We start from the raw sequence: 19,697 nt of genomic DNA, 5'->3' as shown, positions 1-19,697 counted from the left end.
ACGCGATGCACGTATCTTTTCCTTCCCCTGTATGTTGCCGGGAACCGTTTGAAGTCGGTTCGGCGGCCAGGGAAGTGTGTGGTGTAAGTTATCGGCCTATTAGTACCGGTCAGCTTCACAGGTCTTTAGTCCCTGCTTCCACATCCGGCCTATCAACCCAGTGGTCTGGCTGGGGGCCTCCCACACCTCGAGGGTGTATGGAAATCTCATCTTGAAGCCGGCTTCCCGCTTAGATGCTTTCAGCGGTTATCCAATCCGAACGTAGCTAATCAGCGATGCACTTGGCAGTACAACTGACACACCAGAGGTTCGTCCGTCCCGGTCCTCTCGTACTAAGGACAGACCTTCTCAAATTTCCTGCGCGCGCAGCGGATAGGGACCGAACTGTCTCACGACGTTCTAAACCCAGCTCGCGTACCGCTTTAATGGGCGAACAGCCCAACCCTTGGGACCTACTCCAGCCCCAGGATGCGACGAGCCGACATCGAGGTGCCAAACCATGCCGTCGATATGGACTCTTGGGCAAGATCAGCCTGTTATCCCCGAGGTACCTTTTATCCGTTGAGCGACGGCCATTCCACAATGTGCCGCCGGATCACTAGTCCCGACTTTCGTCCCTGCTTGAGATGTCTCTCTCACAGTCAAGCTCCCTTGTGCACTTACACTCGCCACCTGATTGCCAACCAGGCTGAGGGAACCTTTGGGCGCCTCCGTTACTCTTTAGGAGGCAACCGCCCCAGTTAAACTACCCATCAGGCACTGTCCCTGACCCGGATTACGGGCCGAAGTTAGATGTCCAGAGTGACCAGAGTGGTATTTCAACGATGACTCCACCCGAACTGGCGTCCGGGCTTCACAGTCTCCCACCTATCCTACACAAGCCACACCGAACACCAATACCAAACTATAGTAAAGGTCTCGGGGTCTTTCCGTCCTGCTGCGCGTAACGAGCATCTTTACTCGTAGTGCAATTTCGCCGAGTTTATGGTTGAGACAGCGGGGAAGTCGTTACTCCATTCGTGCAGGTCGGAACTTACCCGACAAGGAATTTCGCTACCTTAGGATGGTTATAGTTACCACCGCCGTTTACTGGGGCTTAAATTCTCAGCTTCGCCCCCGAAGGGGCTAACCGGTCCTCTTAACCTTCCAGCACCGGGCAGGAGTCAGTCCGTATACATCGTCTTGCGACTTCGCACGGACCTGTGTTTTTAGTAAACAGTCGCTTCCCCCTGGTCTCTGCGGCCCACACCCGCTCCACAGAGCAAGTCTGTATCACGGGGCAGGCCCCCCTTCTCCCGAAGTTACGGGGGCATTTTGCCGAGTTCCTTAACCATAATTCTCTCGATCGCCTTGGTATTCTCTACCTGATCACCTGTGTCGGTTTGGGGTACGGGCGGCTAAAACCTCGCGTCGATGCTTTTCTCGGCAGCATAGGATCACCAGATCCCCCCATACGGGGGTCCCGTCAGGTCTCAGGCTTAGTGAACGGCGGATTTGCCTACCGTTCGCCCTACATCCTTGGACCGGGACTACCATCGCCCGGCCTGGCTACCTTCCTGCGTCACACCTGTTAATACGCTTACCTCCCCGGTTCAGGTCCCGCGCGCCCCGCACATACTGGCCCCGAAGGGCACGGATGCACGGTTTGGACGGTTAGTATCACCGGCTCGGTATGGGCGGTTTTTCGCCGGTACGGGAATATCAACCCGTTGTCCATCGACTACGCCTGTCGGCCTCGCCTTAGGTCCCGACTTACCCAGGGCAGATTAGCTTGACCCTGGAACCCTTGATCATTCGGCGGACGGGTTTCCCACCCGTCTTTCGCTACTCATGCCTGCATTCTCACTCGTGTAGGCTCCACCGCTGGTTTCCACCGCGGCTTCACTGCCCACACGACGCTCCCCTACCCATCCACGCCCCTGAACCAAGGGAACAAGTCCCCGGCTTGGGTAATACATGAATGCCACAACTTCGGCGGTGTACTTGAGCCCCGCTACATTGTCGGCGCGGAATCACTTGACCAGTGAGCTATTACGCACTCTTTCAAGGATGGCTGCTTCTAAGCCAACCTCCTGGTTGTCTTCGCAACTCCACATCCTTTCCCACTTAGCACACGCTTAGGGGCCTTAGTTGGTGGTCTGGGCTGTTTCCCTCTCGACTATGAAGCTTATCCCCCACAGTCTCACTGCTGCGCTCTCACTTGCCGGCATTCGGAGTTTGGCTGACGTCAGTAACCTTGTAGGGCCCATCGGCCATCCAGTAGCTCTACCTCCGGCAAGAAACACGCAACGCTGCACCTAAATGCATTTCGGGGAGAACCAGCTATCACGGAGTTTGATTGGCCTTTCACCCCTACCCACAGCTCATCCCCTCCATTTTCAACTGAAGTGGGTTCGGTCCTCCACGCGCTCTTACACGCGCTTCAACCTGGCCATGGGTAGATCACTCCGCTTCGGGTCTAGATCACGCCACTGCAACGCCCTGTTCAGACTCGCTTTCGCTACGGCTTCCCCACACGGGTTAACCTCGCGACGTAACACTAACTCGCAGGCTCATTCTTCAAAAGGCACGCCGTCACAGCTGCTAGGGCTGCTCCGACGGATTGTAAGCACACGGTTTCAGGTACTGTTTCACTCCCCTCCCGGGGTACTTTTCACCTTTCCCTCACGGTACTTGTCCGCTATCGGTCATCAGGTAGTATTTAGGCTTACCAGGTGGTCCTGGCAGATTCGCACGGGATTTCTCGGGCCCCGTGCTACTTGGGATACTCTCCAAGCGGCAGCACACATTACGGTTACAGGGCTAACACCTTCTCCGGCCGGCCTTTCAAGACCGTTCACCTATGCATCTGCACTCACTTCAGCTGTCCGGCAGAACAGCAACGGAAAGTCCCGCAACCCCGGCCATGCAACGCCCGCCGGCTATCACACATGACTCGGTTTAGCCTCATCCGCGTTCGCTCGCCACTACTAACGGAATCACTGTTGTTTTCTCTTCCTGCGGGTACTGAGATGTTTCACTTCCCCGCGTTCCCTCCACGTACCCTATGTGTTCAGATACGGGTCACCAGGTAACACAAGTGCCCCTGGCGGGGTTTCCCCATTCGGACATCCTGGGATCAAAGTTCGGTTATCAACTCCCCCAGGCTTTTCGCAGATTCCCACGTCCTTCTTCGGCTCCTGATGCCAAGGCATCCACCGTGTGCTCTTAAAAACTTGACCACAAAAGATCAAAATCAGCATTTAATATCGAGAGAACCACAGATCCAAAACAGATCCAGGTTCATCAAAATTGCTTCTTTATAAGATGCTCGCGTCCACTATGTAGTTCTCAAACAACAACCCCGTCGCACCCATCCCCGCACCACGTATTCACCGTGGCCCGGACCCGGACTGCGCAGGAAACCAGAAACAAACAAACACCGGCCCATGAACGGCCGGTCCCTGTTGCCTCAGGACCCAACAGTGTGCCAAACAACAACCCCCCGGACAACCCCCACACGTTCCAGGCACCCCCGAAAGGACACCGTACTGGCATGGAAACCGCCAAAAGACCATCTATCCATTGATATTCCACCCTCGAGCACCCACCGCAGAACAAACGCCTGCGCAATGGGCTCTCCTGCAAACCGCACAACCAACACTCGGGAAGGTTCCGCTAAATTTGAGGCGCTCCTTAGAAAGGAGGTGATCCAGCCGCACCTTCCGGTACGGCTACCTTGTTACGACTTAGTCCCAATCGCCGGTCCCACCTTCGACGGCTCCCTCCCACAAGGGGTTAGGCCACCGGCTTCGGGTGTTACCAACTTTCGTGACTTGACGGGCGGTGTGTACAAGGCCCGGGAACGTATTCACCGCAGCGTTGCTGATCTGCGATTACTAGCGACTCCGACTTCATGAGGTCGAGTTGCAGACCTCAATCCGAACTGAGACCGGCTTTTTGGGATTAGCTCCACCTCACAGTATCGCAACCCTTTGTACCGGCCATTGTAGCATGCGTGAAGCCCAAGACATAAGGGGCATGATGATTTGACGTCGTCCCCACCTTCCTCCGAGTTGACCCCGGCAGTCTCCTATGAGTCCCCGCCATAACGCGCTGGCAACATAGAACGAGGGTTGCGCTCGTTGCGGGACTTAACCCAACATCTCACGACACGAGCTGACGACAACCATGCACCACCTGTAAACCAGCCCCGAAGGGAAACCGCATTTCTGCGGCGGTCCGGTCCATGTCAAGCCTTGGTAAGGTTCTTCGCGTTGCATCGAATTAATCCGCATGCTCCGCCGCTTGTGCGGGCCCCCGTCAATTCCTTTGAGTTTTAGCCTTGCGGCCGTACTCCCCAGGCGGGGCACTTAATGCGTTAGCTACGGCGCGGAAAACGTGGAATGTCCCCCACACCTAGTGCCCAACGTTTACGGCATGGACTACCAGGGTATCTAATCCTGTTCGCTCCCCATGCTTTCGCTCCTCAGCGTCAGTTACAGCCCAGAGACCTGCCTTCGCCATCGGTGTTCCTCCTGATATCTGCGCATTTCACCGCTACACCAGGAATTCCAGTCTCCCCTACTGCACTCTAGTCTGCCCGTACCCACTGCAGACCCGGGGTTGAGCCCCGGGCTTTCACAGCAGACGCGACAAACCGCCTACGAGCTCTTTACGCCCAATAATTCCGGACAACGCTTGCGCCCTACGTATTACCGCGGCTGCTGGCACGTAGTTAGCCGGCGCTTCTTCTGCAGGTACCGTCACTTTCGCTTCTTCCCTGCTGAAAGAGGTTTACAACCCGAAGGCCGTCATCCCTCACGCGGCGTCGCTGCATCAGGCTTTCGCCCATTGTGCAATATTCCCCACTGCTGCCTCCCGTAGGAGTCTGGGCCGTGTCTCAGTCCCAGTGTGGCCGGTCACCCTCTCAGGCCGGCTACCCGTCGTCGCCTTGGTGAGCCATTACCTCACCAACAAGCTGATAGGCCGCGAGTCCATCCAAAACCAAAAAATCTTTCCACCAACCACCATGCGGTGAAAGGTCGTATCCGGTATTAGACCCGGTTTCCCAGGCTTATCCCAGAGTCAAGGGCAGGTTACTCACGTGTTACTCACCCGTTCGCCACTAATCCCCGGTGCAAGCACCGGATCATCGTTCGACTTGCATGTGTTAAGCACGCCGCCAGCGTTCGTCCTGAGCCAGGATCAAACTCTCCGTTAATGTTTACTAACAGACACAACACCGGCCCCCGGGAAAACGGGAACCAGCACTGCACTAAATTCAAACCAGGCTAAAAAACATCGCGGAAACACCACGGAGGCGGTGCCCCACGACAATAATTCAACCAATAAAAAAATTGGTATCAACAAACTTGGCACACTATTGAGTTCTCAAACAACAGGAGCACCCGGCACCAGTCGGACCCTTCTTCAAGGCCCTCCATCGCTCCGGAGCAACTTTTCAAATTTACCCGCACTGCTGGTCCCTGTCAAACCTACCCGTTACCGCATGCCTCTCAACGAGGTTCGACCTAAGCCTTATGTGGTTTCGAGCTGTTCAACTGTTCCCTCAGCGCGGATATAAACTATACACCGGTTCGGTCCCAATGTAAATCCAAGGTTGCCGGCCAGCGAAGACCCGCGGAATTCCGGGGGTCTTCGCTGCGGCAGCTTTAGCTCGCCGGCTTCAGATACAGGACTCCCAGCGGAGGCACCGTCAGCGCTGCGGAGGCCGGATGACCATTCCACGCGCCTTCAGTCCCGGCGACCAGCCCCTTGTTCCCGACGCCTGATCCCCCGTACTCCGGGTCATCCGTATTCAGGACTTCCTGCCAGTTACCGGCCCATGGCAATCCGACACGGAAATCGGTATGCGGGTGTCCGGCGAAATTCGCGATGCAGACCACCGGGTTGCCGTGGTTGTCCCAGCGGATAAAGGAGAGCATGTTGCGCGTCGCGTCATTTTCGTCGATCCACTGGAAGCCAGCAGGTTCGTTGTCCCGTTCGTACAGAGCGGGGGTCTCACGGTAGAGCCCATTGAGGTTGCGGACCAGCTTCTGCAATCCCTTGTGCGGAACGTTCTCGGACAGCCACCAGTCGAGGCCGTGTTGCTCGGACCATTCAGCTTCCTGCCCGAACTCCGTCCCCATGAAAATCAGCTGCTTGCCCGGATGCGCCCATTGGAAAGCAAGGTAAGCGCGCAGGTTTGCGAGCTGCTGCCACCTGTCCCCCGGCATCTTGCGGAGCATCGAGCCCTTCCCGTGCACAACCTCGTCGTGGCTGATCGGGAGCAGGAAGTTTTCCGTGTAGGCGTAGACCATGGAGAACGTGGCCTTGTTGTGGTGGTGGACCCGGTTAATGGGGTCCTCGGAAATGTACTGGAGGGTGTCATGCATCCAGCCCATGTTCCACTTCAGCCCGAAACCCAGCCCGCCGGCGCTGGTGGGCCTGGTGACGCCGTCGAACGCGGTGGATTCTTCCGCAATGGTGACGATGCCCGGGACCCGCTTGTAGGCCGTGGCGTTGACTTCCTGTAGGAAGGAAATGGCTTCGAGGTTTTCGCGGCCGCCGTGGATGTTGGGGTACCACTGGCCTTCTTCACGCGAATAGTCGCGATAGAGCATGGAAGCGACAGCATCCACGCGCAGCCCGTCGATGTGGAACTCCTCAAACCAATAGAGGGCATTAGCAACCAGGAAGTTGCGTACCTCGCGGCGGCCGAAGTCGAAGATGAGCGTGCCCCAGTCGGGGTGCTCGCCCAACCGGGGATCTTCGTGTTCGTAAAGCGGCTGGCCGTCGAAGCGGGCCAAAGCCCACTCGTCCTTGGGGAAGTGCGCCGGCACCCAGTCCAAGATGATGCCGATGCCGGCCTGGTGCAGCTTGTCCACCAGGTATTTGAAGTCGTCCGGATGGCCAAAACGAGAGGTCGGCGCGTAGTAGGAGGTGACCTGATAGCCCCAGGACCCGCCGAAGGGGTGCTCGGCCACGGGCATCAGCTCGACATGCGTAAAGCCCTGCCACTTAACGTACTCGACCAACTGCTCGGCCAGCTGGCGGTAGTCCAGACCAACCCGCCAGGAACCCAGGTGCACCTCGTACACACTCATGGGCGAGTTATGCGGATCGCGTGCGGCACGCCGGGCAAGCCACTCGCCGTCGGAGAAGTTATACCGGGTATCCACGACACGTGAACCGGTCAGCGGCGGCACCTCCGTCCAGCGGGCCATGGGGTCCGCTTTCTCATGCCAATGCCCGTCGCGGCCCAGCAGCTCGTACTTGTAGATCGAGCCCGATGCGACGCCCGGGATGAAAATTTCCCACACGCCGGATCCGCCCATGGACCGCATGGCATGCCGGACGGCGTTCCAGCCATTGAAGTCCCCCTTCACCCGCACGGCCTGGGCATTCGGCGCCCACACCGCAAAGCTGGTGCCGGTGACTTCGCCCAGCGTGGAATTGTAGTGGCGGACATGAGAGCCCAGCGCCGTCCACAGCGTTTCGTGCCGGCCCTCGCCGATCAGGTGCAGGTCGATTTCGCCCAGCGTCGGCAGGTAATGGTACGGATCGTCTACCAGGATGGGGGCACCGCCGTCGTACACCACCTCAAGGCGGTAGTCCGGCACATGGCCCGCACGTTCCGCGGGCAGGGTGGCAACCCAGATGCCTTCCTGCTCATGCTGCATAGACACGCGTGCTGCCGCGGTGATGACGGTGACAGAGTCCGCCAGCGGCTGCAGCGATCGGACCGTCACGTGACCGTGGTCATCCAGATGGGCGCCGAGGACAGCGTGCGGCTGGAAGTAGCTGCCATGCGCGACGGCGGACAGCGTGTTCCGATCAACCGGCACCGGATTGCCGGCGCTGGCGGCGGAGGTCGACGACGTTTCGGCCCGGCCTTCGGCAAGTGTCGCTGCTGCGGGAGCGGCCGCATGGGCCGGTTCCGAGGAGGAAGTCTGGCCTGCAGCGGAACTGCTTGCAGCCGGTTCGCCCTCTCCCGCAGTAGAAGAGGTGGCGTCGGAAGAGTTGGCGGTAGAGGTATTGGCAGCCTGCAACTGTTCCAGCGCGCGGCGGACAGCCTTGACCGGGACCCCGACCCAGCGCGGGCGGTTCCGCTGTTCATACACAACTTCGTAGAGCGCCTTGTCCAGCCAGAGGCCCAGGAACAGCGGGGAGGTCGTGTCGATGCGGACCCCGGTCTCGCGTTCATAGCCGGCGATGAATGCGTCCGCGGCCGCCGCTGTCCAGCGGTCTGCTGCGGCTTCCACCTGTCCCGATTCATTGCCCTCGGCGGTGGTGACAGCGACACCGCCCGCGTAGTCGAAGGACCGAAGCATGCCAACGACGTCGCGCAGGGCGACATCGTCGGTACCGCGGCTGCCCATGGGCCGCAGCGGTTCGCCTTCAAAGTCCAGGACTACCCAGCCGCGTTCGGCCGAATGAAGGACCTGGCCCAGGTGATAGTCGCCGTGGATCCGCTGAAGCTCGGGGCGCTCCTCGAGGTTTTCCAGCCGGCGCAGCAGCTCATCCACCGTCCGGTCCAGCGGACCGACGGCGGATCCGGCCTGCGCCCAACCCCACCGGATCCGCTCGCGGAGTTCGGCTGCCAGCGCCGCGGCTTCCTCTTCGGTAGCCTCATGGGCGCCGAAGCTCTTCCGCAGCTGGCTGTGGATTCGGCCCGTAACCTGCCCAAGTTCGCCGGCTTCCTTGGTGAAATCGGCGTCGTCCAAGGCCGCCGCCGAGGCGGTGCGCCAGGCGTCCTTGCTGTTCGCGATGTACTCGCGCAGCACGCTCAGATGCCCGGAGTCCCACAGCTTGTCTGCATCCGCATCCGTGTGCTGGCCGGGTGTGTGCCAGCCACCGGTCACCCAGCCGTAGGTGGCGGGAACTTCGCTGGCGCCAAGCTCACTCAACATCGCACCGATTTCAACATCGGGATTGGCGCCGGCCTCCAGGACGCGAAAGAACTTCACGATGAGGGCTGCGCTGTCCGTTTCCACGACCACCGAGGTATTGGACTGCTCGCCGGCGAGCACGGAGGCCTTCAGCGGAGCGTCAAACGGCGGCCAGTCGCCGAAGCCTGCGCCGGCGTGGCCACGGGTGCGCCCGTCCGCGGTCACGGATTCGCGCCGCATCAGTTCCAGCCAGGCGGCGACGAAGACCGGGTCGTGGGTACCGTCGTACAGCCAGCAGTTTTCCGTGCCCTGCCGTGGTTCGGCTCCGGTATGTCCGATCAGCGCCGCTTCGCCGCCCTCAAGCGGTTCGTGCCGAAAGCTGACCGGCACGTTGACGATAAAGACGTCTTGGTCGGTATGGACCGCAACAATATGAACCTCCAGCGCGACGGCGTCTGCCGGATCCTGCAGGCGGATGCCGCCAAGCCGACGCAGCACCGTTTCTTTGCCTTTGGCCGGGAACCATCGCTGCTGCGGCAACCAGTCGTGAAGCAGTTCGGGCAAGGACTGAGAAGCATTGGTAACGGTATTTGTCATGGGCTCTCCACCTCAGAACGGGTGTTCACCGAAGTGAGCACGGGAAGGGCTTCGGTCAAAGGCGACGCCGGATTGGACCGGGCCGAACGCACACGCAGCCAGAAGAAATCGTGGCTGCCGAGCGTCAGGGTCAGCTGACCGGCGTCGTCAAGGGCAGGAAACGGTAGTCCGCCGAACAAGTCGCGCAGACCTCGCCCCGCAAATTCCGGCATCCGCAGGGGCGCGGCCACCGGGTGTTGCGACAGATTAAAAATGCACAGCAGCGCTTCCGGTTCCGCCCCTTCGCGGTTGCCCGGCGGAATTTCGCGGATGAATGCCAGGACGGATTCGGCTTCTGTGGGCACGTTGCGGTAGCCACCTAGCCCGAAGGCAGGATGGGCTTTGCGTACCGCGAGCATTTGGCGCACCCAGTGCAGCAGGGAGCTGCTGTGGGCAAGCTGCGCCTCGACGTTGACGTAGTTGTAGTTGTATACCAAGGACTGCACCACCGGCAGGTAAAGCTTTCCCGGATCCGCTGTCGAGAAACCGGCGTTGCGGTCCGGGTTCCACTGCATCGGGGTGCGGGAGGCATCGCGGTCTTCGAGCCAGATGTTGTCGCCCATGCCGATCTCGTCCCCGTAATACAGGAACGGGCTGCCCGGCAGCGACAACAACAGCGCGTGGATCAGCTCAAGCTCGGCGCGGGAGTTATCCAGCAGCGGGGCCAGCCGGCGACGGATACCGATGTTGGCCCGCATCCTCGAGTCCGGGGCGTACCAGCCGAGCATGGCCTCCCGTTCTTCATTGGTGACCATTTCCAGCGTCAGTTCGTCATGGTTGCGCAGGAACGTGCCCCACTGTGCGCCGGTGGGAATGTCCGGTGTCTCTTCCATGGTCTGGATGATGGGTGCGGCCTTCTGGTCGCGCAGGGCGTAGAACAGCCGCGGCATGATCGGGAAATGGAAGCACATGTGGCATTCCGGTACCAATCCGCCGTCGTCGGTCTTTTCGCCGAAGTACTCCACGACTTCATGCGGCATCTGGTTGGCCTCGGCGATGATGACCCGGCCGGGGTACTCCGAGTCCACCAGGGCGCGCAGCTCCTGCAGGAACTTGTGGGTCGCCGGCAGGTTTTCGCAGTTGGTCCCGTCCTCTTCGAACAGGTAGGGGATGGCGTCCGCGCGGAAACCGTCGATGCCCTGGTCCAGCCAAAACCTAACGACGTCGAAAACGGCCTCGATGACCTTGGGGTTCTCGTAGTTCAGGTCAGGCTGGTGGCTGAAGAACCGGTGCCAGAAGAACTGCCGGCGGATCGGGTCGAACGCCCAGTTGGATTCCTCGGTATCGACGAAGATGATGCGTGCATCCTGGTACTTCTCGTCAGTATCACTCCAGACATAGAAGTCCCCGTACGGCCCGTCGGGCTCCCGCCGCGACGCCTCGAACCACTGGTGTTGGTCCGAAGTGTGGTTCAACGGCAGATCGATGATCACCCGGACGCCGCGGGCATGGGCCTCGGCCACCAGGCGTTTGAAGTCGCTGATGGTGCCGAATTCGTCCAGCACGTCGTAATAGTCGGCGATGTCGTAGCCGCCGTCGCGCAGGGGGGATTTGAAGAACGGCGGCACCCACAGGCAATCGATCCCCAGCCACTGCAGGTAGTCCAGTTTGTCGATCAGCCCCGAGAAGTCTCCCGACCCGTCCCCATTGGCATCTGCGAAACCGCGAACCAAGACCTCGTAAAAGACGGCCTTGCGATACCAATGGGGGTCATGCGCCAGCCCAGGCGCATGGAGTTGGAAGGGACTGGCCACTAGCTGCTCCTACGGATATGCAGGATATGCGCGGGCTCGAAGTGCGCGTCCAGCCGCACATAGTTGTGCTCGCCCCAGCGCCAGCTTTCCCCGCTGATCAGGTCGTCTACCCAGAAGGTGCCGTCCTCGTTCAGGTCCGCGGGGTCCAGGCCGAGTGCGGCGAGGTCCAGGCTGACGGTGCATTCGCGGGCGCTGTGCGGGTCCACATTCACGACGACAATGATCGTGTCCTTCCCGGTGCCCTCGCTGCCGTCCTCGGCCGGCAGGTTTTCCTTGTGCTTGGAAAACACGACGGTGGCGTCATCCGTGCTCCGGTGGACAGTGAGGTTCTGCAGGTCCCGAAGCGCCGGGTGGGCGCGCCGGATGTGGTTCAGGCGAGTCAGGTACGGGGCCAGCGAGCGGCCTTCCGCTTCCGCACGGGCAAAGTCCCGCGCCTTGTACTCGTACTTCTCATTGTCGATGTATTCCTCCGCGCCGGGCCGGGCTACGTGCTCGTAGAGTTCGTAACCGGCGTAGACGCCCCAGAGCGGGCTTCCCATTGCGGCCAGCACGGCGCGGATCTTGAACGCCGCCGGGCCGCCGTACTGAAGGAACTCGGTCAGGATGTCCGGAGTATTGACGAAGAAGTTCGGCCGGAAGAACGCCGCGGTTTCATGGCTGACCTGGGTCAGGTACTCCTCGATCTCGGTCTTCTGGTTTCGCCAGGTGAAGTAGCTGTAGGACTGCTGGAATCCTGCACGGCCCAGCGCATGCATCATCGCCGGCACGGTGAATGCCTCGGCAAGGAACACTACATCCGGATCAGTGGCGTTGACCTCGCCGATCAGCCACTCCCAGAACCAGACAGGTTTAGTGTGCGGATTGTCCACGCGGAAGATCTTCACGCCGTGGCTGATCCACAGCCGGACGATGCGCAGCACTTCTTCCGACAGGCCCTCGGGGTCGTTGTCGAAGTTCAGCGGGTAGATGTCCTGGTACTTCTTCGGCGGGTTCTCAGCGTAGGCAATGGTGCCGTCCACGCGGGTGGTGAACCACTCCGGGTGCTCCCTGGCCCAGGGATGGTCCGGCGAACACTGCAGCGCGAGGTCCAACGCAACTTCGAGCCCCACGTCCGCGGCGGACTGGACGAAGCGGTCGAAGTCCTCGAAGGTGCCCAGGTCAGGGTGGATGGCGTCATGGCCGCCTTCGGCGGCACCGATGGCCCATGGCGAGCCCGGATCTTCCGGCCCGGCGGTGAGGGTGTTGTTGGGCCCCTTGCGGTTCGTCACGCCGATGGGGTGGATGGGGGGCAGGTAAATGACGTCGAAACCCATGTCGGCAACGGCTGGGAGCCGCTCTGCCGCCGTCGTAAAGTTTCCCGACGTCCATTTGCTGGCGGCCGGGTCGAAGACGGCGCCCTCGGAGCGCGGGAAGAACTCGTACCAGGCGCCGCGCCCGGCCAGGTCCCGCTCCACCAGGATGGGGTACCGCTGTGACTCTGTGACGAGGCTGCGGATGGGGTGGGTGCGTACTGCCGCGAGGACCTCTTCCGAGCCTCCCGCGGCCAGGCGGTCCTCGACTGAGCGGCCTTCATCGGCGATGGCACCGGCGGCCCGGCGCAGGACCTCGGCGTTCTCGGCCGGGCGGCCGTCCTGTCCGGCGGCCTGGTTGAACAGGCGGATGCCTTCGGCGAGCATCAGGTCCACGTCAACGCCCGCGGCAATCTTGACCTCGGCGTTGTGGTGCCAGGTGGCGTAAAGATCGCCCCAGCCTTCAATGGTGAAAGTCCAGTTCCCCGGCGATGCTGGCCGGAGGGTGCCGGCCCAGCGGTCCGTTCCGCCGCCGAGCGGACGCAGGTGCGTCCGCTGCACGGCGTGGCCGTCCGGATCGTAAAGCACCGCGGTCACGCCGAGCCGATCGTGGCCCTCGCGGAAGACGGTGGCGGCGACTTCAATGTCCTCCCCGGGCACGGTTTTAGCGGGAAAACGCCCGCAATCCACCACCGGAGAGACCTCGGTGATGGGGATCCTGCCAAAGCGCAGGCGTGAATTGGACGGTGCCGGACGCGGTTCCTCAGTGAATGTGCTCACGGACTAGACGTTAGCGACAAATGTGCCGGTTTGCTAAGGCTTTATGGCGAACTGGGTACAAATTCGGATCGTTACTCAAGCGTTTACGTCTTTGAAACCGACATATGGTTACATCTGCGCTACCGTAGGCCGGGTGAAGGCAATCCGCAGATTTACGGTCCGCACTGTTCTCCCTGACAGCATCGCCGCCCTGGGCCGGCTGGCAGGCAATTTGCGCTGGTCCTGGCACCAGCCCACGCAGCAGTTGTTCGAGCGCCTTGACCCGGTCCTGTGGGCCAAAAGCCACGACCCGGTGGCGCTGCTGGGCTCGTTCAACCGCGAGCAGCTCCAGGCGCTGGCGTCCGACGCCGCGCTGGTGGACCAGGTCCAGGCCCTCAGCGCAGACCTCGACCGGTACCTGAGCGACGACCGCTGGTACCAGACCCTCGGCGCGGACGCACCGGCGTCGATCGCTTACTTCTCCCCCGAATACGGCATCAGCTCCGTCCTCCCCCAGTACTCGGGCGGGCTCGGCATCCTCGCCGGGGACCATCTCAAGGCCGCCTCGGACCTGGGGGTGCCGCTGATCGGTGTCGGCCTGCTCTACGCGGCCGGCTACTTCAAGCAGTCACTCAGCCGCGACGGCTGGCAGCAGGAAACGTACCCGGTGCTGGATCCGGACGGGCTGCCGCTGACCCTCCTGCGTGAAGCCGACGGGACGCCGGCGCAGGTGGAACTGCCGCTGCCCAATGAGCGCCGCCTGCTGGCGCACATCTGGCGTGCCGACGTGGGGCGCGTGCCGCTGCTGCTGCTCGACTCGAACGTGGCCGGCAACGACGAGGCCGCACGGCACATTACGGACCGGCTCTACGGCGGCGGCGGCGACCACCGGCTTCAGCAGGAGCTGCTGCTGGGCATGGGCGGGGTTAAGGCCCTGCGCATTTACGAACGTCTGACGGACACGCCCGCGCCGGAAGTTTTCCACACCAACGAAGGCCATGCGGGCTTCCTCGGCGTGGAACGGATCCGCGAGCTGATGGACACCGGGCTGACCTGGCACGAGGCCCTGACGGCGGGCCGCGCCAACACGGTTTTCACCACGCATACCCCCGTACCGGCCGGAATCGACCGCTTCGAGAAGCTGCAGGTGGAGCATTTCTTCCGCGCCGGGCTGGCCCCCAAGGTGCCCATCGAGCAGATCCTGGCCCTTGGCGCCGAAAATTACGACGGCGGGGATCCCACCAAATTCAATATGGCCGTCATGGGCCTGCGGCTGGCCCAGCGGGCCAACGGTGTAGCCAAGCTTCATGGGGTGGTCTCCCGCGGCATGTTCTCCGGACTCTTCCCGGGGTTCGATACGCAGGAAGTACCCATCACCTCGGTCACCAACGGCGTGCACGTTCCCACCTGGGTTGATGCCCGGATTGCCGCGCTGGCCAAGGCCAAGTTCGGCCCGGAGTCCGTGGTGGCCCGGCAATGGGACAAGGTTTACGACGTCGCCGACGAGGAGATCTGGAACCTGCGCCGCGAGCTGCGCTCGACCCTGATCGACGACGTCCGGCGGCGGCTGCGTTCGTCCTGGAAGAAGCGCGGCGCCACGGACGCTGAGCTGGCCTGGACCAAAAATGTGCTGGACCCGGATGTGCTGACCATCGGCTTCGCCCGGCGCGTACCCACGTACAAGCGGCTGACGCTGATGCTCCGCGATCCGGCCCGGCTCAAGGCACTGCTGCTCCATAAGGAGCATCCCATCCAGCTCGTCATTGCCGGCAAGTCGCATCCTGCCGACGAGCAAGGCAAGCGGATGATCCAGGACCTGGTCCGTTTCACCGACGACCCCGCGATCCGGCACCGGATCGTCTTCCTGCCCAACTATGACATCGCCATGGCGCGCACGCTCTTCCCGGGTTGCGATGTCTGGCTGAACAACCCGCTGCGCCCGCTGGAGGCCTGCGGGACGTCGGGCATGAAGGCGGCCATCAACGGCGGTCTGAACCTGTCCGTGCTGGATGGCTGGTGGGATGAAATGTACGACGGCGACAACGGCTGGGCGATTCCGACGGCTAATCCTTCCACGACATCCGGAACGGATTCGCTAGTCAGCCCGGAGGAACGCGACGACATCGAGGCCGCCGCACTGTACGACCTGCTGGAGAACCAGGTGGCTCCGCGCTTCTATGGGGCGGAGGCCACCGATGGCGCTGCTGCCGCCGGGCCGTCAGCGCCGGTTGCACCGTCCGACTGGCTGCCCCACCAGTGGATTGCCATGATCCGGCATACCCTCGCCAATCTCGGGCCCGCGGTTTCCGCCGAGCGCATGGTGGAGGACTATGTCCGCCAGCTCTACACGCCCGCCTGCACCGCCGGCCGCGACGCCCGCGCCGGGGACTTTGCCGTCGCACGGGATTTTGCGGCCTGGACCAAGCGGCTGCGTGCCGCCTGGCCGGAGGTGTCGGTGGAACACGTCGACTCGCTCGGAGTCTCGGACAATCCGCAAATCGGGGACCCGCTGCGGGTCAACGCCTACGTACGTCTGGGGAAGCTCAGCCCTTCGGACGTCTGCGTCGAGGTAGCCCATGGCCAGGTGGGCGAGGGCGATGAACTGGACCAGACAGGCTTTGATCCGCTCTGCTTTAAAGAGGACTTGGGCGAGGGTAGATTCCTGTTCAGCGGGGAGGTCGTGATCGACTGCTCTGGTTCCTTTGGCTACACCGTGCGGGTCCTGCCACTGCATGAGTCCATGGCGGCGAAGGCCGAGCTCGGGCTGGTGGCCAACGCGAACTAAGAGTCCGGCCGCCAAGCCAGCCTATGCGTCCGAGGAAGGCTGTTCGGCTCTGCCGACGGCGGTGGTGAAGCCGATCAGCTTATGCGTGCCGTCGCAGTACGGCTTGATCGAGGAGGCTCCGCAACGGCACAGCGCTACGGTCTTCCGGCGGCGCGGTACCGGTTCACCGTCCGGTGTCACAATTTCGACGTCGCCGCGCAGCAGGAAGGGCCCGTCCGGGCAGGCTACGAGGACGTTGCGCGGCTCGGCAGGCTCAATTCGCTCGGCTGGCTCGGCTGGCTCGATCGGCTCGGCTGACTGCATGGGAAGTTCCTTTCCTGGTCCCGTGGCGGGAGCGGTGACGGGATGTGCTGTGATCGTTGGGCGGCATACTTCCGCCGCAGTTGGTAGCGGGGCGTGCCGGCCGTGGGCATCCGGTTACCGGCGTATTTCACGCCACCGGCCAGCCGCTGGCCCAGGGCCAGCCAGATGCAGACGGCGCGTTCGAGCAGCCAGCACGGCACCCACAGCGCCGAGGTCGGCGGGAAGACGGCGCGTCCGTTTTTCCGCCGTCGTCCGGCTTCCGCCATGGCAACGGCCGCCGCAAGCAATGGGATCCAGCGGGCCGGCCGGCGTGCCGCGAAGATGATTAGCGGCAGCAGCGTAAGTTCCACGGCCAGCCGGACTGGCTGGGCGAAGTCGTCGTAGGCCTGTCGGATCCGCTGTCCCCTGAAATGTGCGGCCGTTGCCGGGATCCGGCCGACAAAAAGATTGTCCGCCCGAAGTTCCCTTCCGCCGGCGGCCTTGACCGTGCGGATCAACTCGAGGTTTTCGAACAGTACATCCCCGTCATAACCGTCCGTGGCCTCCAGCGCGCTGCGGCGGACCCCCAGCGTGCCGGGGAAGTCCGAGGCCACGGCGCGGTTGAGCAGCGTGCGGGCGGTGTCCCAGCGCGCGTGCCAGGGCAGGGTCAGGAAGTAGTTTTGCGGCCGGACAACGTCCGCCCCCGCCAGCAGTGCCACCAGCCGGCGGAGCGCGGGAAGGGTGTAGCGGACGTCGTCGTCGGCCAGCACCAGGTATTCCTTCCTGCTGTGCCGCACTCCTGTCATGACGCCGGCGACTTTGCCGTTGCGCCCCGGCCAGACTTCGGGCCTGCGGTGCTCCACCAATCCGGCCCACGCCGCTGCGTGCACGTTAAACAGTGCGGGGGCGGAGCCGTCCACCACGGTGATGCGGATCCAGCCCGAGAGCAGACGGAGGTAGCCGGTCAGCTCATCGAGGCCATCGTCCGAAAACCAGCGCAGCGGCAGAATGTACTCCGCTTCGGGCAGCTGCACCTCGTGGCCGCTGCTGCCCGCAGTCCCGGTCATGCTGGCGCCCCCCTTCCTGCCCCGGACAGACCGCAGCTGCTCATGCCGCCAGATCCAGCGGGATCCGCAGCGAGCTGCGCCCGGCCTGCCACGCCGAAAGCTGGTGCGTTCCCACCAAAGCGTCCACGGCCAAAGCCGCTGCGGCTCCAAACAGGATGTCCGGCAGCAGCTGCGGTTCCGCTTCCGCGAGTCCGCCGGCCAGATCGCGCCCGGCGATCTGTTCGTGGACCGCATCGGCCTCGACATGCTCGTCGAAGTAGCCGGTGACATCCTCACCGTGGCCATGGCGGCGGAAGCCCCGGCTGTAGAACTTGTTCGGGATGGATGACGTCATCTCGTACGCCGCCAAATGCCCTACGATCGCGCCGTGCAGCCGCCGGTTCAGGCCGAACAGCGACATCATATTGACCGAGGCCAATGTCACGGCAGGGATCAGGTCCACATACGCGCCGTACTGATCGTCCAGCCCCAGACCCCGCATGGACCGTGCGAAGAGAGCCGAGTGCATCCTCTCTGGCTGGCCGCCGCCATACTCGTCCGCCTGGATCTCCACCAGGGCTGCCTTGGCCCGTCCGGTCAGCCGCGGGATGGCCCAGCTGTGCGGATCCGCTTCCTTGAGCTGGTAGACGGAGCGGTGGATCAGGAACTCCCGCAACTGCTCCGCTGTCGCCTCCCTGGCGACGTATTTCGAAACGCTGGGGCCGTCGTCGTCCCCCGTGAGTTTAAACAGCACCGCAGCCACGTCCGCGGCAATGGGCTGTGGAGCGTCGGGCACGCGCGTCATCCGGCGGAGGACGCCCTCGAAGCGGCGTTCCAGCTCCAGCCGGAACGCGGTCAGCTCCGGATGCCATTCCCACCGGTCGTCCACGCCCTCGATGCCGCCGTAGTGCAGCTCGTAGAGACAGAAGAGCGCGAGCTGCAGGTCGTCGTCGTCCATCAGCTGACCCGGGGCCGTCTGTTCCATGGCGGCGCCCATCCTTGCTAGCTCGGGCACATGGTGTTGCGGTGCCGTGGCGAGGATGTCCATCAGGATCGAGCTCCCCGGTCCGCGAGGCGTAGGCATTTTCATTATTTCTCCTGTTCCAAGGGAACCCCTTACTTCTAAGCATACTTACCAATACGATGGAATTTGTCCGACCATGTCGGCCGCTGCCCAGGAGGTGATCATGACACACGAAGATACGACGGCAAAGGGATCGCGGGCGCCATCGCCCGAAGACTCCCGCAAGCCCGGTTCCCCCGGCGACATTAAGAAACCGTCCTGGCTCTATGTCTTCCGCAAGGCCATTCGTGAGTTCTCCGCCGACCAGTGCACGGACCTGGCTGCTGCCCTGACCTACTATGCAGTGCTGTCCTTGTTCCCTGCCCTGCTGGCGCTGGTCTCGCTGCTCGGCGTCTTCGGACAGGGCGAGCAGACCACTACATTCATGACCGACATGCTCCAACGCGTGGCACCGGGACAGGCGGCAGACACCCTGCGCCAGCCGATCGAGCAGCTGGCCAGCGCGCCCACTGCGGGGCTGGCACTCATCGCCGGTGTCGTCGGTGCTTTATGGTCCGCCTCCGGCTATGTGAACGCCTTCAGCCGCGCGATGAACCGGATCTATGAGATAGAGGAGGGCCGGCCCTTCTGGAAGCTGCGTCCGGTCATGTTGCTGATCACCCTGGTGGTGGTGCTGCTGGCCGCGCTGATGCTGCTCATCCTGATTCTGTCCGGGCCCGTTGCTGAAGCCCTCGGTTCGGCCATCGGACTGGGTGCCGTGGCACTGACGGTGTGGAACATCGCCAAGTGGCCCGTGCTTGCAGCCTTCGCCGTGCTGGTGGTGGCACTGCTCTACTACGCCACTCCCAATGTGAAGCAGCCGAAATTCCGCTGGATGAGCATGGGCGCGTTGATCGCGCTGCTGGTACTGGCCCTGGCCACTGCCGGGTTCGCCTTCTACGTAGCCAATTTTTCCAACTACAACCGGACCTACGGCGCTATCGGCGGCATGATCGTACTGCTGCTGTGGTTCTGGCTGTCCAATCTGTCCCTGCTCTTCGGCGCCGAGTTCGATGCAGAAACCGAACGCGGCCGCCAGCTGCAGGCAGGCATCGAGGCGGAGGAAACCATCCAACTGCCGCCCCGAGATACGCGCAAGAGCGACAAGCAGCTCGAAAAAGAAAAGGAGGACATAGAGCGCGGCCGTTCTCTGCGCCGCAAGTACGCCCAGACCGAGGATGATTCCGGCGGCCCAGGCTAACCATCATCT

General features: G+C 62.4%; 8 protein-coding genes and 2 rRNA genes. 2 read left to right on the top strand and 8 right to left on the bottom strand.

The genetic code is table 11. The annotated features are described in order from the left end of the window. Nucleotides 1-78: 78 nt before the first annotated feature. The 5 genes from J5251_RS06990 to J5251_RS06970 all read right to left on the bottom strand — a co-directional run bounded on the left by J5251_RS06990 (nucleotide 79) and on the right by J5251_RS06970 (nucleotide 13,332). Nucleotides 79-3,221 (bottom strand): 23S ribosomal RNA (locus J5251_RS06990). 458 nt (nucleotides 3,222-3,679) lie between these two features. After that, nucleotides 3,680-5,203 (bottom strand): 16S ribosomal RNA (locus J5251_RS06985). The 16S and 23S rRNA genes sit together here, the layout of an rRNA operon. A gap of 451 nt (nucleotides 5,204-5,654) precedes the next feature. Further along, on the bottom strand, nucleotides 5,655-9,470 hold the full coding sequence (gene glgB / locus J5251_RS06980) for a 1,4-alpha-glucan branching protein GlgB (protein ID WP_208575615.1): 3,816 nt from the start codon (nucleotides 9,468-9,470) through the stop codon (nucleotides 5,655-5,657). Beyond that, entirely contained in the window at nucleotides 9,467-11,263 is a 1,797-nt protein-coding gene (gene treS, locus J5251_RS06975; RefSeq protein ID WP_139006817.1) for a maltose alpha-D-glucosyltransferase, read from the bottom strand. Before treS ends, glgB begins: the two co-directional genes overlap by 4 nt. Then, nucleotides 11,263-13,332: an alpha-1,4-glucan--maltose-1-phosphate maltosyltransferase gene (locus tag J5251_RS06970; RefSeq protein ID WP_244250836.1), complete on the bottom strand. Its 2,070-nt coding sequence runs from the start codon at nucleotides 13,330-13,332 to the stop codon at nucleotides 11,263-11,265. The genes treS and J5251_RS06970 overlap by 1 nt, the downstream gene beginning before the upstream one ends. A gap of 133 nt (nucleotides 13,333-13,465) precedes the next feature. On the opposite strand from J5251_RS06970, the gene glgP reads away from it, so the two are divergent. Next, nucleotides 13,466-16,096, top strand: coding sequence for an alpha-glucan family phosphorylase (gene glgP, locus J5251_RS06965; protein WP_208575614.1), 2,631 nt, complete (start codon nucleotides 13,466-13,468; stop codon nucleotides 16,094-16,096). Between the two features lie 21 nt (nucleotides 16,097-16,117). Here the strand turns inward: glgP and J5251_RS06960 are convergent, their stop codons facing one another. The 3 genes from J5251_RS06960 to J5251_RS06950 are packed head-to-tail and all read right to left on the bottom strand — an operon-like array spanning nucleotide 16,118 to nucleotide 18,514. Next, entirely contained in the window at nucleotides 16,118-16,399 is a 282-nt protein-coding gene (locus J5251_RS06960; RefSeq protein WP_208575613.1) for a CDGSH iron-sulfur domain-containing protein, read from the bottom strand. Next, the gene (locus J5251_RS06955; protein WP_244250835.1) at nucleotides 16,321-17,445 is read right to left on the bottom strand and encodes a glycosyltransferase; all 1,125 of its coding nucleotides are present in this window, start codon (nucleotides 17,443-17,445) and stop codon (nucleotides 16,321-16,323) included. The genes J5251_RS06960 and J5251_RS06955 overlap by 79 nt, the downstream gene beginning before the upstream one ends. A gap of 40 nt (nucleotides 17,446-17,485) precedes the next feature. After that, nucleotides 17,486-18,514 (bottom strand): iron-containing redox enzyme family protein, encoded by a 1,029-nt coding sequence (locus J5251_RS06950; protein WP_208575612.1) that lies wholly within the window; start codon nucleotides 18,512-18,514, stop codon nucleotides 17,486-17,488. Between the two features lie 97 nt (nucleotides 18,515-18,611). Here J5251_RS06950 and J5251_RS06945 point away from each other — a divergent pair, with 97 nt between their 5' ends. Next, on the top strand, nucleotides 18,612-19,688 hold the full coding sequence (locus tag J5251_RS06945; RefSeq protein ID WP_208575611.1) for a YihY/virulence factor BrkB family protein: 1,077 nt from the start codon (nucleotides 18,612-18,614) through the stop codon (nucleotides 19,686-19,688). Nucleotides 19,689-19,697 lie beyond the last annotated feature (9 nt).

The organism is Arthrobacter crystallopoietes (genome assembly GCF_017603825.1).
GTDB lineage: Bacteria > Actinomycetota > Actinomycetes > Actinomycetales > Micrococcaceae > Crystallibacter > Crystallibacter crystallopoietes_B.
The sequence above is the reverse complement of the archived record's forward strand: the minus strand, read 5'-3'. Positions and strand labels throughout refer to the sequence as shown.